The organism is Actinoplanes regularis, from assembly GCF_900188005.1.
Classification (GTDB): domain Bacteria; phylum Actinomycetota; class Actinomycetes; order Mycobacteriales; family Micromonosporaceae; genus Actinoplanes; species Actinoplanes regularis.
Genome location: NZ_FZNR01000005.1, coordinates 39,240 through 55,855, shown reverse-complemented (window position 1 = coordinate 55,855; position 16,616 = coordinate 39,240). Strand labels below are relative to the sequence as shown.

General features: G+C 70.7%; 12 protein-coding genes. 6 read left to right on the top strand and 6 right to left on the bottom strand.

Going from position 1 to position 16,616, the window contains the following annotated elements; translation table 11 throughout:
- The first annotated feature begins 195 nt into the window (after positions 1–195).
- Together CHC09_RS15270 and CHC09_RS15265 are read left to right on the top strand one after the other, a co-directional pair.
- Positions 196–1,305 carry a hypothetical protein gene (locus CHC09_RS15270; RefSeq protein ID WP_203833079.1) on the top strand — a complete coding sequence of 370 codons (1,110 nt, stop codon included), beginning with the start codon at positions 196–198 and terminating at the stop codon, positions 1,303–1,305.
- Positions 1,302–1,997, top strand: coding sequence for a Crp/Fnr family transcriptional regulator (locus tag CHC09_RS15265; RefSeq protein ID WP_089293765.1), 696 nt, complete (start codon positions 1,302–1,304; stop codon positions 1,995–1,997). The genes CHC09_RS15270 and CHC09_RS15265 overlap by 4 nt, the downstream gene beginning before the upstream one ends.
- Before the next feature lie 7 nt (positions 1,998–2,004).
- On the opposite strand, the gene CHC09_RS15260 is transcribed toward CHC09_RS15265, so the two are convergent.
- Positions 2,005–3,921 (bottom strand): caspase family protein, encoded by a 1,917-nt coding sequence (locus CHC09_RS15260; RefSeq protein WP_089293764.1) that lies wholly within the window; start codon positions 3,919–3,921, stop codon positions 2,005–2,007.
- On the bottom strand, positions 3,918–5,165 hold the full coding sequence (locus CHC09_RS15255) for a hypothetical protein (RefSeq protein ID WP_089293763.1): 1,248 nt from the start codon (positions 5,163–5,165) through the stop codon (positions 3,918–3,920). The genes CHC09_RS15260 and CHC09_RS15255 overlap by 4 nt, the downstream gene beginning before the upstream one ends.
- Before the next feature lie 497 nt (positions 5,166–5,662).
- Here CHC09_RS15255 and CHC09_RS15250 point away from each other — a divergent pair, with 497 nt between their 5' ends.
- A complete protein-coding gene (locus CHC09_RS15250) occupies positions 5,663–6,781 on the top strand; it encodes a hypothetical protein (RefSeq protein WP_089293762.1) in 1,119 nt (372 codons plus the stop codon).
- Here CHC09_RS15250 and CHC09_RS45165 read toward each other — a convergent pair.
- Entirely contained in the window at positions 6,698–6,931 is a 234-nt protein-coding gene (locus tag CHC09_RS45165) for a hypothetical protein (RefSeq protein ID WP_143232342.1), read from the bottom strand. The two genes, CHC09_RS15250 and CHC09_RS45165, sit on opposite strands and share 84 nt — an antisense overlap.
- A gap of 281 nt (positions 6,932–7,212) precedes the next feature.
- On the opposite strand from CHC09_RS45165, the gene CHC09_RS15245 reads away from it, so the two are divergent.
- The 3 genes from CHC09_RS15245 to CHC09_RS15235 all read left to right on the top strand — a co-directional run bounded on the left by CHC09_RS15245 (position 7,213) and on the right by CHC09_RS15235 (position 12,006).
- A complete protein-coding gene (locus CHC09_RS15245; RefSeq protein WP_089293761.1) occupies positions 7,213–8,493 on the top strand; it encodes an RICIN domain-containing protein in 1,281 nt (426 codons plus the stop codon).
- Positions 8,494–8,661: 168 nt separating this feature from the next.
- On the top strand, positions 8,662–10,419 hold the full coding sequence (locus CHC09_RS15240) for a M20/M25/M40 family metallo-hydrolase (protein WP_089293760.1): 1,758 nt from the start codon (positions 8,662–8,664) through the stop codon (positions 10,417–10,419).
- 285 nt (positions 10,420–10,704) lie between these two features.
- Complete coding sequence (locus CHC09_RS15235) at positions 10,705–12,006, top strand: EAL domain-containing protein (protein WP_179277111.1); 1,302 nt, start codon at positions 10,705–10,707, stop codon at positions 12,004–12,006.
- Positions 12,007–12,272: 266 nt separating this feature from the next.
- Here CHC09_RS15235 and CHC09_RS15230 read toward each other — a convergent pair whose 3' ends face one another.
- The 3 genes from CHC09_RS15230 to CHC09_RS15220 form a co-directional block, all read right to left on the bottom strand.
- Positions 12,273–14,372: a cellulase family glycosylhydrolase gene (locus tag CHC09_RS15230; protein ID WP_203833078.1), complete on the bottom strand. Its 2,100-nt coding sequence runs from the start codon at positions 14,370–14,372 to the stop codon at positions 12,273–12,275.
- A 135-nt stretch (positions 14,373–14,507) separates the two neighbouring features.
- A complete protein-coding gene (locus tag CHC09_RS15225; protein WP_089293757.1) occupies positions 14,508–15,194 on the bottom strand; it encodes a DUF4097 family beta strand repeat-containing protein in 687 nt (228 codons plus the stop codon).
- A gap of 39 nt (positions 15,195–15,233) precedes the next feature.
- On the bottom strand, positions 15,234–16,610 hold the full coding sequence (locus CHC09_RS15220; RefSeq protein ID WP_089293756.1) for an alpha/beta hydrolase family protein: 1,377 nt from the start codon (positions 16,608–16,610) through the stop codon (positions 15,234–15,236).
- Positions 16,611–16,616: the final 6 nt, after the last annotated feature.

Here is a 16,616-nt window from a genome sequence, read left to right as displayed (position 1 = left end):
CCGCGTTCGCCTCTTTGTCCGCAATAGGTCGGCGAACCGGTGTAACCACCGGTGATCTCTGGAGCGCGGTAGGCGCCTGGGCCAAGCTTGATTCATTGACGCTTGTCGCCTTTGGCAGTGTCTCGTACGCCGTTTCGCATTTGCTGTGCGAAGCCTCGGAAGGAGCTGTCGATGGGCGGTCCCGGCGGAGAAACCGTGCGTCTGAGATACGACCAGATCAGGACCGTATCGGGCCGGCCCGGCAACGCCCGCGGCAGCCTGTACCGGTCCCGTGCCGCCCGAGTGCGGCCCGACGGCCGCCTCGCCGGCGAGCGGCTGCGCCGCCTGGCCACGGAGGGCGTCCTGGCCCAGCACGCCGCGGCGGCCCGGGGATATGACCGGCTGGAGCTTTCCAGCGCCGCGTACGACCTGGTCTGGCCGATCGTCTTCACTCGACTGACCCGTCGCTTCGAGCAGATGCGGGGACACATGGCCTGCGCCTCCGGCGTGGGAAAGCTGGCCGACGAGTGCCTCGACCGCTTCCACGACGATGTCGAGGCGGTCGTCGAAGACCTCCTGACCCACGCCCGCCGGCCCGTCGAGAACCTCGAGGCCTGGGTGGCGGCTCGGCTCGGTGCGGCCACCGTCGACGCCCATCGCCGCCGGCGCGGGGAGCGTGGCGCGCTGCAGCGTCCGAGGCTGCCGGGTTGGCTGGCCGACGAACTGGGCCGGGACCCGTGGCTGACCACGCTGGCGACGCAGGTCCTGGTCTGGGTGGGCGTGGACGATACGGCCGGCAGCGAGGTGTGGCCCTTGGAGTCCTGGGCGCAGGAGCGGGCCCGGTGCGTCGGCGACTGGCCGGGCAGCGACCGGGCCACCGTCGCCCGCGAGATCGAGGCCGTGCTGGGGGCCATGCGCAAGCGCCCGGCCTGGTACGAGTCGTTCGTCGAGCGTCCGCTCGGCGCCAAGCGGGCGCCGGTGGTCTCGGCCGCCGCCGACCGGTACGGCGAGCAGACCACTCCCCTCGCGCTCGGTGAGCCCGACCAGGAGGTGGACCTCGAGTTGCTCCGGCTGGCCAGGCGGGCGGTAAGCCTCATCGATCGCCGGGTCGCCCAGGGCGAGGAGGCCCACGCGACCGTGACCGACGTGATCCGCGACGTCTTCGGCGGCGTCTTCACCGGCACGCTCGACCGGGCGCCGCACAGCGTGGCCGACCCGGTCGGCGGCGTGACCGGTGCGCTGGCCAGCCGCGGGCGGCTGGACCGGATCGTGACGACCGCGCTGTCCATCATCGCCGAGGGCGACGAGGCGACGGCCCGATCATGACCGGCCCCGACCCGGTCTGGGCGCCCGGATCGTTCCTCTCGCTGATCGGCGACGACGAGCGGGAGCAACTGCTGGCCCTGGGTACCACGCGGCGGCTGCCGCCCGGCCGCCAGATGCTGGTCGAGGGTCGTCTCGACGCGCACGTGGAGGTCATCCGCCAGGGACACGTCAAGGTCTCCACCTCGGTCGGTGGAATGCCGCAGCTGCTGGCCATCCGGTTGCCCGGCGACCTGGTCGGGGAGTTGGCCGCGTTCAACGGCGGCGGTCGCAGCGCCACGGTCACCACCTGCGGCGAGGTGGTGTCCACCGTGATTCACCAGATGGAGTTCCTGGACTTCATCGGTCACAACCCGAACGTGGCCGCCCAGGTCACGGTGACCGTCGGGCGGCGTCTGCGCTGGGCCAACGAACGGCGCTCGGAATTCTCCGCGTTCCCGGTGCACGTACGGCTGGCCCGGGTGCTCAGCGAGATCGCGGCCAGCTGCGGTGAGGCGATCGGCGACGGTCTGCTGATCGGCGTCGAGCTCAGCCAGACCGAGCTGGCCACGCTGGTCGGGGCGCGCGAGGACACCGTGCAGCGGGGGCTGCGGACGCTTCGCCGGCTCGCCCTGCTGCGGACCGGGTACAAGCGGATCGTGGTGCTGGACGTGGCGGGTCTGCGGGCGCTGGCCGACGAGGCCGAATGGCGATGATCACGGCTCAGCCGGGTACCTCGATGAGGAGCGTGACCGTCTCGGTGGTCCAGTCGTAGGCGGCACCGTCCGGCTCGGCGTCGCCGAGGTCGCGCAGCACCACTCGACCGCCGAGCCGCTCCAGCAGCCCGCGGGAGGTCAGGGCCCCGCGCTCGGGCGTCACCCGTCCACCCAGCGCCGGCAGCAGGAACGGCTCGGCACTGAACTGTTGCTCGGCCACGAGCAGGACGAGCTTGTCGCGAACGCGTACCCCGGGCGCCGGGGACAGGTCGTCCGGGAGGTGAGCCCGGATGCGCCGGCCCGCCAAGGCCGCGCCGCGAGCCTGTGGCGCGATGAAGTCACCGGCGAAGAGCTCGGCATGAACGCGGAACCGCGGCGTGAGGTCGAGCAACACGCAGAACAGGGGGCGTTGCGAGGTGTTGTGCAGCCTGATGAACACCTCGGGCGCCCGCCAGCCCGAACCGTCCCGCACGTAGCTCAGCGTGAGCGCGCCGCCGGCCGGTTCCAGCAGTCGTCCACCCGTCCGCGGCGCGACCGGCGTATCGGCCGTGACGACCTCGATCCGGACAGCTCCGGTCAGCTCGGACCTCGGATTGGTCAGTGTGGACAGCAGGGTCCACCGGGCGATGTGCTCCAGCGTGGCGACCGCCTCCTCGGCGCGGACCTCGGCCAGTCGGTGGGAGCGGTCGTCGGCGACCCGCACCATCCCGGTCGAATCGGCCTCGGCCCGCAGATCGGCGGCCGACCCGGGTGCGACGTCGCGGATGTGCGGCGAGGGGCCGCCGCCCGGCCCGCAGGTGTGCAGATCCAGCAGCAGCCTCCGGACCGCCTCGGTGTCGCGCCCGCTCACCGACACGGTGCGGCGCGGCATCGGTACGTGGGTCACCACCATGGAGTACTGCCGGTCGCGGGCCGGCGCCCAGCCGCTGACCGGCATCACGAGGCTGCGGTGGGCCTGCACGGTGGTCACCGCGGCCTCCTGCGCCGGCGACCCGCCGTGTACCCCGACCCTGAGCCCGTGGTCCGGCGGCAGCCCGTGCACCGCGCCCGCGTCGATCTCCCAGTCGCCGCGCAGGAACCGCATCCGGATCGCCGTGCCGGAGCTCCCGGGCCTCGGCGACAGGAAGGCGTGGCCGGCCAGTGCCGAGGCCGCCGGTCGCAGCTGCGGCGTCTGGCCGGGCACCCGTTGCTCGACCTCGGTCCGGGCGGCCAGGACCAGTTCCCGGTACGTGGCGAGCGGGCCCAGACGATCCAGGGCGCGCAGTAGGGACCAGCTGAACACGCCGCGGATCGCGCCGTCGAGCGTGGCCTCCCTGGCCTGTTCGGTCGAGCGGCAGGCGGCCACCGCGACGTGCTCGGGCCGATCGGGGTCGGCGGTCGCGCGAATCAACTCCGGGATCAGCGACGCGAGGCCCCGCGGCGCGGCCTCGGGCACGGAGCGGACCGACGTCTCGTCCGAGGGCGACTCACGGGTGGCGCCGTCGGAGTGACAGCTGTCCAGCACCACAGCCGTGTGGGCGCAGTGCCGGGCCACCTCGTCGAGCAGCACCGACAGCTCCTTGTCCCACAGGTCAGGGACCGTTCTGGTGCGGCTGTCCGCGCACACCAGGGTCTGCAGCCGCTCGGTCGGCTCGGCGAACCAGGCCCACTGCGGGCACGGCGCGGAGGACCCGTGCCCACTGAACCAGAACAGCACGGTGTCCTCGGACGTGGCCTGCCCGAGATGCGTCCGGATGGCCTCGACCACAGCGTCCCGGGTGGCCTGGCCGTCGTGCAGGGTCTTGACGCACAGCCGCGCGCCTCCGGCCGTCCGGGTCAGGTAGGCGTGCGCGCTCTCCACGTCGCGGACGCAGCCGCGCAGATCCGGCACGTCCGGCGCGGCGTACCGGTTGATGCCGACCAGTAGCGCGTACAGCGTGGTCATCGGGCCCTTCCGACGGTCAGCCAGCCCCGCTCGGTGAAATCCTTCTCCGGCAGCCGTACGGTCATCGGCTGGAAGTCGACGGCCAGCGGCGGCTCGACGGCGTGGGCGATGACGTCCTGGTAGAGCACGTCGGGAAGCCCGAGGACGTACGGGGCCTCCGGATTCTCCGTGATCGCGGCACGCAGGGGCGGGCTGTCGAGAATGCGGTGAACAGCGATGGCCGCCGTGCCGACCCAGCCGTTGGCCGCCTCCTTGACGAGCCCCCGGTGCAGGGCGACCCGCAGCCGCATCCGTTCATCGGGCGCGCGGCCCCGATCACGGTCCAGCAGACCGGCCCGCAGCGCGCCGATCATCCGCGGCATCACCACCGACTCGTCGATGCCGACCGGCAGCACGGTGAACTGGCCGTCGCCCTGCGGTTGCGGGCGGACCGCGGAGTCGGCGATGCCGGCCGCCCGGCGGGCCCGGGCCAGCACATCGACCAGGTCACGCTGGAGCTTCTCGGTCCCGGGGCCCCGGCGCCGGCTGTAACCCACGACGTCGGCGGCCAGGCACAGGCGGACGGCGGCGCCGGACGGCACCTCGGCGCCGGTGAACGCCTCACGGAAGTCGACGGCGGCGGTCATCAGCGTCGCGCCGGACACCTCGGCCTGCACGGTGAGAAGGCCGGCGAGCTCGGTCACCGGGGACGGAAGTTCGATCAGGGCATGCATCCCGTAGGTACGGGGCAGCAGCGTGGCGCCGCGGGGATCGTCATACACCCAGCCGAAGGTCCCGGACTGCACGCCCGTCGTCCACGCCCGTGGCGAACCGGACCGGCGGGCCAGGCGTCGGAGCCAGGCCGGGCGCGAGCGAGCGGCGGAGATCGCGCGCAACGCCAGCGCGGACGCGGCCTCGCCGTGCACCAGCCCGAACTCGTCACCGTCGGCGGCCAACTGGACGGCCCTGGCCCCGGGAGCGGCCAGCGTCACGTCGAGCCGGGCGCCGGTGTACCGCAGGCCGGGCGGCAGCACGTCGAGATCGAATGCGAAGAAGACCCCGGCGTACCGATCGTTGCCCTGCTCGGCCCGTCGGCGCAGCGGCTGCGGCAGGTCCCGTACCGGCACCGGATAGACCAGCGGGCGTCCGCACCGGACCCGGCTCGACCGCCCGTCGGCCGGTCCGGGCGCGCCACGGTCATCGAGCGGCTCCAGCGGGCAGACAGCCAGCAGATCGCCGTCGGCCAGCGGTTCCTCGTCGGCCATCCTGATTCACCTTCCGCAGTGGACGTCACCTGTCTCTGACGGACCGGCGGTCGGGCTGCCCCGCGGGCCTGTCGGATACGCGACTTCTCGTCGTTCCGGGAAGCTGGTATGGGCGCCCGGAAAATCACCGGATTCGGGACCTTGGGCGACCGCGTGGTCACCAACCGTCAAGGTCACGCCGGGAGGCCGGTGGACCCCGCCGTTTGGCGGAAAGTCGCCGATCGAGTTCCTCCACGATGGCCGGGTGACCGGCCGATCGCAGGACCGGCGAAACGCGTGTGGACCACCGAACGGGTTAGCCCGAGATGGTTGGCACGAGCCCGGCCCGGCTGACGCGCTGATCCTGTCCGTCATTCATTCGGAGCAGAAGGTCAGACCTCGGCCCGGTCCATGGCGACCAAGCGCATCGGACTTCGACACTCGACTGCGGAATATCACTACTCAGTGCAAATGACCGCTTTGCCGCAACGGCACGGTCCGACGATAGGACGGCAACGGTGAGAAGTACGGACGGGGCGTCGTCGGCCCCCGGCAACACCAACCGGCCCGGCGTTGCCGCCGGGCCGGTCTCCACCCGCATCCCCAACCAGCGGAACCGGTACGCGCGTCCGGTCCCGTCCGGACCGGGCGACGGGGGGAACGACGTGGCCTGGTTGCGCGACCTGGCCCGCCGCGGCGAGCTGGGCCCCGCCATCGCCGCCGGTCAGGGCGCGCGTCTGAGCCGGGCGGCGTTCGCGGTGAGCTACCAGATCGTCTTCGACGTCGTCACCCGCAGGCTCGAGCTGAGCAACCGTGGGCACACGTGGTGCGTCCCGTTCATGGACGGCGCCTGCCTCGATGGCTACTACGACGACGTCGAGGCACTGATCGACTACCTCCTGGCCTGCACCAAGCCGATCGAGGACCTCGAGGGCTGGCTGGCGCACTGGGCACCCAAGGCGGCCATCGACGGCCATCGGCGCCGGCGCGGGGAGCGCGGAGCCCTGCAGCGACCCCGGATGACCCGGGCCCTTGCCACCGACCTGAACGACGACCCGTGGCTGAGCGAGCTCGCGCTGAAGATCCTGGTGTGGGTGGGCCTGCCCACCGGCGCCGGCGCCGAGTTGTGGCCGCTCGACCGGTGGGCGCAGATGCGGGCCGAGCGGACCGGTGACCACGCCGGCAGCACGCCCGCGCGCGTGGCGGCCGATGTGGAGCGGGTGCTGGCCGCGATGCGTCGCCGGCCACAGTGGTACGAGGACTTTGTCGAGCGGCCGCTCGGCCGCAAAGTTGCCCCGCTCGCCGCACCGCCGGGCGACGGCGTCACCGACCCCCGCCCGCTGGTCACCGTGACGCCCGAGGAGATCGAGGACCGGCGGATCAGCGAACTGGCCTGGACGGCCGTCGAGGCCATCCGGATCGGCCTCGACCATCACCACGATCCGACCGAAACCGTGATCGAGGTGCTGACGCGGCTGTTCCTCGGCGGCGCCGGGTCCGACGAATTCGACCGGACACCCTCGGCCGGCGACGACCAGCGTCACCGGCGTCTCTCAGCGCTTCTGGACGACCCCGTCGCCCTCACCGGCATCGTCGACCGGGTGCTCGGGATCGTCCGCGGCGAACCGCAGCGCTAACGCCCCCAGCACCCGGGCGCGGTCGGCGATCACGTCCTCCACCGCGGTCGCGGGAACGCCACGATCGAGCGCGTCGCCGTACGCCTTCCGGAGTTCCTCTTCGAGGACCTGCCGGATCAGCTCGAGCCGCTCCGGGGGAAGGCGGCCCATCAGAGCCGCCGCCCGAGGTCGATGGTGCGGATCACACACCGATTGTGCCCCCATGAGGGTCGTTCAGGGATGATCATGTCGGCTCCTGGAGTCCGGGAAGGCTCGCCCTATCAGCCTCTGGCGGACGGGTGAGCCCGGCGGCCGGCCGGGGCCGCTGCGGTGTTTCATCGATTTCCGCCGATCGAGCCGGTCAGCCATCGACGAATGCTGTTCATAAAGCATCTTAAGAGTTAACAATCCTTACCGAACGGATGCTCCCCCGATCTCGAGCAAGGATCCCCATGTCCACAAAGCTGCTCAGGCATGCCCTCGCCACGGTTCTCGCCGCCACCGCCGCTGTCGTCGGGATCTCCACCCCGCCCGCGACCGCCGCCGCCTCGTTCAGGGTGCTCGCTTTCCACGACACCGACAGCGGCGACGCGGCCCACAACGACTACGTGAAGGAAGCACTCACCTGGTTCCCCCGGACCGGATCACAGAACGGCTTCACGTTCGAGGCCACCACCGACTGGGGCCGCCTCGCCGGTGACCTCTCCGCCTACCAGGTCGTGATGTTCCTGGACGACGCGCCGCACGCGGCCGCCGACCGGGCCGGCTTCCAGCGGTACATGAACAACGGCGGGGGCTGGCTCGGTTTCCACGTCAGCGCGTTCACCACCGACGCCGCCGGCGAGTGGAACTGGTACTACAACACGTTCCTGGGCTCGGGCAACTTCGCCACCAACACCTGGGGCCCGACCGCCGAGACTCTCAAGATCGAGGACCGCGACCACCCGACCACCGCCGGGCTGCCCGCGACGATCCAGTCCTCGGTCAGCGAGTGGTACTCGTGGAGCAGGGACCTGCGGCAGAACCCGGACATCGACATCCTGACGTCGATCGACGCCGGCAGTTTCCCGGTCGGCACCGACCCGAACCAGCAGTGGCGCAGCGGGTTCTACCCGATCAGCTGGACGAACAAGAAGTACAAGATGGTGTACACCAACTTCGGCCACAACGCGATGAACTACAGCACCAACACCCGCACGTCGTCGACCTTCGACAGCGCCCAGCAGAACCAGTGGCTGACCCAGAGCCTGCTCTGGCTCGGCGGCAGCACCGGCACGCCGACGACTCCGCCGAGCACCGGCCCGATCTCGCCGACCACCTGGTACTCCGTGGTCAACGTGAACAGCGGCAAGTGCGTCGACGCCCGGGCGGCCGGCACCACCAGCGGCACAGCGATCCAGCAGTACACCTGCAACGGTACGAACGCACAGCAGTACCGGTTCGAGACAATCACCGACCGGTACGTCCGGATCAGCAACCGCGGCAACAGCGCCCAGGTCCTGGACGTCACCGGCGTCTCCACCGCCGACAACGCACCGATCCAGACCTGGTCCTACGGCGGTGGCGCCAACCAGCAATGGGAACCGGTCGCCGAGGGCGACGGCGTGTACCACTTCATCAACCGCAACAGCGGCAAGTGCCTGGACACCCCGGCCGCGAGCCGGACCGACGGCGTGCAACTGGTGCAGTACGCCTGCAACGGCACCGCCGCTCAGTCGTTCCGTCTCCAGTAACTGCCCGTACCGCCGCAGCGCCGTGACGCTGATCCGATCCACCAGAGCACCGGCACTGCGGCCCGTACCGGCAAAAGAATATAAGTATTTCGATATCTTGTGCTTGGTGGCATTTTCCTGTTCTCCTACGGGCCGGCCGTGAATCGGCCTCGACTCTAGGAGCCCCCCATGAGACACAGAACGGTGACGGCAGGATCTGCCCTAGCTGTTTTCGTCGCGGCGACGGTAGCGCTCAGCGCCCTGCCGGCAACGGCCTCGACCGGTGCGCGATCGTCCGGCTCACCCGCGGCGGCGAACAGCGCCGCCCTGTTGGCCGCCGCGCCGACCGTCGACGTCAACAACGTCAACGCCCACCTGCAGCAACTGCAGACCTTCGCCACCAACAACGGCGGCAACCGGGCGACCGGCACGGCGGGGCACACCGCGACGACCACCTATCTGCAGCAGAAGCTGCAGGCGGCCGGCTTCACCGTCACCACACAGACCTGCACCACCTGCAGCGGCTCCGCGAAGAACATCATCGCCGACTGGCCGGGCGGCGACACCAGCAACACCTACCTGTTCGGAGCGCACTCCGACGGCGTGTCGGCCGGGCCGGGCATCAACGACGACGGCTCCGGTACGGCCACACTGCTGGAAGCCGCGCTCCAACTGGCCGCGAACAATCCGACCATGACCAACCACGTGCGGTTCGGCTGGTGGGCCGGCGAGGAGCAGGGACTGATCGGCTCCAAGTTCTACGTCAACTCGCTGACCACGGCCCAGAAGACGGCGATCAAGGCGTACGGCACCTTCGACATGGTCGCCTCCACCAACGGCGGCTACTTCGTGACCGGCACCGACGCGATCGCCGTGAAGCTGCGCGCGTACTTCACCTCGATCAGCGTGGCCACCGAGACGTCGACCGAGTGCTGCAGCGACGACGACTCGTTCCGCAACGCCGGCATCGCGTCGTCGATCAACTCCACCGGGGCCAGCTACACCAAGACCAGTGCCCAGGTGACCAAGTGGGGCGGCACCGCCGGGAAGGCGTACGACTCCTGCTACCACAAGGCCTGCGACTCCTACCCGTCGAACATCAACAGCACCTCGCTGGGCCGCTGGGCAAACGCCGAGTTGTACGCCGTCTGGAACCTCACCACGGGCACGTCGCCGGCCAACGACTTCTCGGTGTCGCTCAGCCCGAGTGCGGCCTCGGTGACCCCGGGCGCCTCGGCCACGGCCACCGTGAGCACCGCCACCACCTCCGGCAGCGCGCAGACCGTCGCGCTGACCAGCTCCGGTGCGCCCACCGGTGTCACGGTGAGCTTCAGCCCGGCGTCGGTCACGTCCGGCGGGTCGTCCACAATGACCGTCGCGACCACCACGGCCGCCGCAGCTGGTTCGTACACCATCACGGTGACGGGAACAGGCTCCGCGACCCACACCGCCTCGTACACGCTGACGGTCAACGGCACCGGCGGCGGGTGCACCGGCGCCGGCCAGAAGCTCGGCGATCCCGGCTTCGAGAACACCACGACATCGTGGACCGCTTCGAGCGGAGTCATCGGCGCGAACACCGGCGACGGAGCGCCGCGAACCGGCACCCGTGACGCGTGGCTCAACGGCTACGGTTCGACGCACACCGACACCCTGTCCCAGTCGGTGACCCTGCCCAGCGGCTGCAGCTCCTACGCCCTGTCGTTCTATCTGAAGATCGTCACCGCGGAGACCACCACCACCAGCCAGTACGACAAGCTGACCGTGAAGGTCGGCGGCACCACGTTGCAGGTGTTCTCCAACCTCAACGCCGGCGCCTACACCCTGCGCTCGTACAACCTGGCGGCCTTCGCCGGGCAGACCGTCACCCTCACCTTCACCGGGGTCGAGGATTCCGGCCTGAAGACGTCCTTCGTCGTCGACGACACCGCCCTCACCGTCAGCTGACACCGACCGGCCGATGCCGCAGGGCGGACCGCCCTGCGGCATCGGCCCGGCCGCTACCGGCCGGTCGCCGTCGACCTGCGGCCCGGGCCACCTGGCTCGTCGTGCCCCAGCGCTTGGAAGTCCTGGCCGTCCCCCGGTAGGAGGCGTTCGGCTGTGCGAGAGGTCACTCGCCCGCGTCGCAGGCGAGTCGGGGGTATGCCGATAGAGGGGAGAGCGGAACTGGCAGTGGGCCGGGCGCGACCCAGGCGCGGCCGCAATCTGCAGACGAAGGGGCGGAAGACCGTCATGACAGTGCTCTTCCGGCGCGAGGCGCCACTGCCCACCTCGGTGACCGCCGCAGCCGGCCGGATGGGGACACCGCGGCCAACCGAAGGCACGACGATCGAGAAGATCGTGGAGCAGCGGCTGTTGACCGCCGAGTTCCAGCCGGTGGTCAGTCTGGACAACCGGCGCGTGATCGGCTTCGAGGCCCTCGCCCGGGGCCCGGTCAACACCCCGTTCGCCTCTCCTGCCGCGTTGTTCACCGCCGCGGCGGCGTCGGACCTGCTCGCCCAGCTCGACACGGTCGCCCGTTCGGTCGCGGCGGACGCCGTTCTCAAGGTGGACCTGCCCGACGACACGCTGCTGTTCGTCAACGCCCTGCCCCAAGGGCTGCTCGCCGACATCCCCGACGACCTTGCCGGCCTGCTGCGCAGGGCCATCGACCGGCATACGGTCGTCGCCGAGATCGACGATGCGGTGCTCACCGGCGACCCGCTCCTCGCGTTGGTCGCAGCCGACCAGGTCCGCGCCCTCGGCGTACGGGTGGCCATCGACAACTTCGGCGCAAGCGCCGACGCGCTGGCGTTGCTGCCGCTACTGGCACCTGACGTGATCAAACTCGACATGGGCCTGCTGGCTCATGCCCCCAACGCCCACGCCGCGATGGTGCTGGACGCCGTGGCCAGTTATCGCCAAACCACCGGCGCGCTCGTCGTCGCCCAAGGCGTCGAACACGACCACCAAATGCCGTTCGCCGCCGGCCTGGGTGCGCGGCTCGGGCAGGGCTACCTGTTCGGCGCGGCCGCGACGGTACCCCAGCTGTCCAGCGAAAGCGTCGGACACATCACCCTGCCGCCACTGGCCGCGGTCGACAGCACCGACCCCGAATCGCTCGTTCTGCCCGGCCAGGAGATCGTCGCACCGGGATCCCTGGTGCGGGAACTCGCCGCGCGCCTGGAACGAACCGCCGCAAGCAGCGAGGTCCCGGCCGCGATGGCCATCGTCTGCCCAGACGGCCGTTTCCCTTCCGGAGCGCCGTTCGCCGCCGCGAGCCACCTCGCCCGTACCAGCGCGATGACCGTCCTGCTCGCTCCCGACGCGGAGCTACGCCCGATTCGACGCGTGCACATGGCGACTTTGCCGAACGACGACTCGCTGTTCAACCACACTGTCATGGCCGTGCTCACCCCGTCCACCGCCGCGGCGCTGGTCGCCACCGCCGATCCGGACACAGAGGACACCTACACCTACCGATTCAGCCGGGACCGGGACGTGGCCACCAGGCTGCTACGCCACCTGCTCACACGCGCCGTCCGCGACGAATAGCCCGGACAGCTACAAAAGCGCTGGTCCCAGATCGGCAGCTTCGTGCCGTCGGCCGAGGACGGGCCGGTGTGAACTCCCAGCAGGACCGGGTCTTGCCGGTCGACGATCCACCCACCAAGGTGATCATCCGGATCTGTCCGTTGCGCGGTGCCTCGGGACGCACTGCGCAGCCTCGGTGGACGGTTGGTCCGGTGAAGGGCAGCCGGCCGTCCGGTTCGGCCGGCTGCCGTCGAGGTGGGCCTATGAGCCCGGCGGCAACTGATCAGCTACCGGGTGATCCTGATGTCGTCGACGAAACCGCGGTAACCGCCGGTCGAAGTGGGCTGGTCGTAGCCGATGTCGAGCTGGACGACACGCTTGCCCGCGGCGACCGTGCCGATGGGGACGCTGACATGGTTCCAGACGTCCAGGGTCAGCTTGGCGCACTGGTAGGCCGGATGCGCCCGGTTGCCGCGCTGGTCGGTGGCGCCGGAATCACGCAGGCTGTTCTTGACTCCCGCTGTGCTGGCGAAGATCAGGTCGACCGCCACGCAGCTGCTGTTCTTGCCGGTGGCGTACCCGTAGCTCTGCGCGTTGCTCTGCGGGTAGATCCAGTACGACAGCCGACTGGTCGAGGTGACCGCCAGGCCGTCGAGGCGGAACACTTTGGTGTACGCCAACGATGAGGTCCCACTGTTGTCCTTGCCGGAGTACATCAACACCCGGTCACCCGTGTGGGCGCCGGTCGGGCTGGTCCCGTTGAACAGCTCCGGACCGGTCAACGAGCAACAGACCCCGACCACGTTGCGAATCCCGCCGCCCGGCGCGTCGACCGAGACCGTGCTGGTCCAGGTGTTGCCGGCCTGGTGGGGCTCCAGCCCGCTGGCGAACAGGTCGGTGGAGTTCCAGGTCGGCTCGGTCTGACCGGCGGGGGTGAGGGCGAGCGCGCCGTCGTCGCTCAGCGCCAGTGTGGAGGTGCCTCGGCCGGCCGTGTCGGTCGCCCAGAGCACCCGCTTGGCGTAGTCGTACAGGACCAGGTTGCCGTCCTGCTGGTTCACCAGCCGGTAGGCCTTGAGGTTCCCCTGCGACCAGATCGCCTTCGGGGTTCCGGATCGTACGTCGTAGAGGACCAGGTTGCCGTCGGACTGCAGCCACAACGTGAACTGGCCGTTGACCGACTTCAACGCCGCGCCGCGGAACAGCGACCGGCCCGGGGCGAGCGCCGGCAGCCAGTTCTCCCCGATCAGCACCTCCCGGACGTCGCTGTAGAGCGGTTCCTTGGGCTTGCCGTCGGCGTCGCGCAGCCCGAAGTGACACTCGCCGTCGTGCGGGTTCGCGACACACATCGGATGGGTCTTCTCGGTGTCCTGGAAGGAGTAGAGGAACAGCGGGCCGGTGTAGGGACGCGCCCGCCAGCTCCGGATGCCCTCCTCGAAGGCGTCCCGGACCTGTTCGATCGACTGCGGCGAACGCGATCCCTCGGTGGGGAAGCCGAACTCGGTGCCCCAGATCTTCTTGTCCGCGTCGCCGTTGCGCACCATGACGTCGCGCAGCATGGCCAGCCCGCCACACGTCGGGTCGTCCGGACCGAATCCGGACCAGTACCGGTACCAGTTGACGGTGCCGTGACAGGGGTCCTGCGCGTAGGAGGGCAGGTTGCCGCCGGTCCAATCCGGGTAGGGGTGATAGGTGACCGCGTCCATGAAGCGGGCCTGGCCGGTGCGGTACGCGTACTCCAGCCAGTCGATGGCCTCGTTGTCGTTGTAGATCACGCCACCGGACTCGTACGCGTCACCGCCGCCGGATCCGCCGGCCAGCACCGGACACTGCGGGCAGCCCTGCTTGATGACCGGGTAGGCGATCTCGGTCAGGTCCCAGTAGCGAGCCATCCGCGTCTCGGTCCTGTTGTCCCCGTAACTGGCGAACCGGGCGAAGTTCGGCTCGTTCCAGATCTCGTACGCCTGCACCTTGGGGCCGAAGTGCTCGACCGTCTTGCGGACGATCTGAGCCCAGTCGGCATCGCCGGTCGGCAGCCAGTTCGACTCCCGATTGCCATTGGCCCAGGCCGGTGTGTAGTCGAGGATCAACAGGACCCGCATGCCCCGCTGGTAGGCGGCGTCGATCACGCCGTCGAGGTGACCCCAGTAGAGATCGTCCCAGTCCGCCGCCTCGACCGGGGCGTTCGGCTGCACCCGGTCCCAGCTCAGGTCGAGGCGGATGATCGGCTTCTTGTCGCCGGCGTAGTCGTCCATCGCCGGGATCCGGGCCGCCCGGGCCGCCTCGTGACTGCCGTCGATGAAGCCGACATCGGCGGACGTGAAGGTGTACGGATCCGCGGCCCGGCCGGGCGTGGCCGGGCCGGCGACGACCGCCGCGGATGCCGCCAACAGTGGTACCAAGAATCGCGCCAGCATACGACGCATCGATGTTCCTCCCCCGTGTACGCCCGGTCACCTGCCGGGCGACGCTGAAGGTTACCAATGCCTTCTCGCAAGGCCGGTCGACTGACCGCGCCTTGCGGGTCAACGGACGGCCGGAGCGACCAGGATGTCGCCGCCGCCGGCCCGCACGTCGATCCGGTGCGAGGCGGCCGGGTCGACGGTGACCTCGATGCGGGTGTCGCCACCGTCGGACCGGGCGTCGACCGCGTAACGCTCCGCGGGAAGGCGGACGGTGACATCGCCCCCGGCGCTGTCGGTGCGCACCGCGCCGGGCGGCACGGCGAAATCCAGGACCGAGGCGCCACCGCCGGTACGGGCGGTGAGGCTCGCCGAGGCGATCCGGGTCGCGTCGATCGTGCCGCCGCCGGAGGACAGGTCGAGACGGCCGGCGAGCCCGTCGACGGCGATCGCGCCGCCGGCACTGTCCATCGTGGTGTGCACGCCGGCCGGCACCTCGATGCGGTAGTCGACTCCGCAATCGCCCTGGTGTCCCTGACAGCCGGAGGTGAACGTCAGCTGGCCCGCGTCGAGTCGGTACTCGGGTGCGGGCCGGGCACCGGTGTAGCGCAGCGTCTCGGTGACGTGGATCGTGCCGCCGGCGGCGGCCGTGACGGTGATCCGGCCGCCGAAGCTGTGGACGGCCATCGCGGTGACGGCGCTGCTCAGGTCGTACGACCTGGTCTCGGTCCGCTTTTGATCTTCGCAGGCGGTGAGCGGGAGGAGCATCGCCGTGAGGAGGGCCGGGATGGTGAAGCGGACGGGGTTCATGGTGATCCTTCCGGGAGGCGGGCGCGGGGAGCGGGCGGGTCAGGGAAGCAGCAGGCCCCAGTAGAGGGACCACGGCAGGAAGAGGGCGCCGCCGGTGATCAGCAGACCGAGACGCAGCCGGTCGCCGGTCGCGGTACGCCAGGCGAAGGCCGTCCTCGCCGTGGCGATCAGAGTGATCAGGGCGAGGACCTGCAGCGCCAGCCAGAGCACCGGACGCCCGGCGAGCATCGGCCCCGGGGAGACGCCGCGCCAGTTCGCGCTGTCGACGACCGTGACGAAGTAGCCGGTGAAGCCGAGGACCGCCAGCACGCCCGTGCAGGCCAGGACCCGGGCGGGCCGGGTCACGGCGACCGTGCGCCGCCGGATCCGGCGGGCCGCCGCGATGATCGGGTAGGCCAGGAAGGTCACGAGCAGGACGGCGAGCACGGCCAGCTGCGCGGGCCACGACTCCCACCACGCCGACGGGCTGAGGGCGGTGCTGAGCGCCGACTGGGCCGGAGCCGGGTCGGAATGCGCGGGCGGGACCTCCCCCGCGGCCACCGCGCGGACCCACTCGCCGACGATCTCCGCGTAGCCCGGGAAGAGGGTGTCGGTGAACATGCCGTCCTCATCGAGGACCCGCAGCGTGTGCCCGGCCCCGGGAAGGAACCGCACGGTCAGCGGCGTGGTGACGGTGCGGCGCAGCTGCGCGGCGCCTTCGGCGGGCGGGACCTGGGTGTCGTCGGTGCCGTAGACCGCGAGGACCGGCTTCGTGAGCGCCGACAGGGCCGGGATCGGGTCGTGATCGGCCTCGGCGAACAGGCCGGCGTCGTTCGCGAGCCGATAGAGCCGGTCCGACAGGGTGTCGGCGAGGGCGCCGGTGACGCCGGCCGCGGCCAGCTTGTTGCGCATGTTCCAGTTCTGGACGCGCAGCGGGGACTGCGCCGGCGCGGACGCCAGCACCAGGAAGGCGATGTCGGCGGAGCGTCCGGCGGCGATCGGTTCGACCCAGCCGCCCTCGCTGATGCCCCACACGCCGACCGCGGCCGGGTTCACGCCGGGGTGGGCGCGCAGCACACCGGCCGCGGCCACCACGTCGTCGGCGAGCAGGGAGTAGTCGGGCTGGTCGAGGGGGCGCTTGTCGTAGGCGAGGACGGCGAGGCCCTGCCGGGCGAAGGCGATCGCCTCGGGGGTGACTCCGGCCCGCCGTCCGTTGCCGGAGCCGTGCACGAGCACGAGACCGGGCAGCGGGCCGGCCGCGTCGCGGGGCGCGTAGACCGTACCGGCGAGGGTCTTGCCACCGGAGACCGGAATCGCGACCTCCACCGTGGTCAGGCCGGCGGCGGAATCGGCGGCCGCCGGACCGGCGGTCAGCGTGAGCGCCGCGACCAGGACCAGCGGCAGGAGGGCCAGGACTCGAAGGCATCGTCTGAACATGGAACG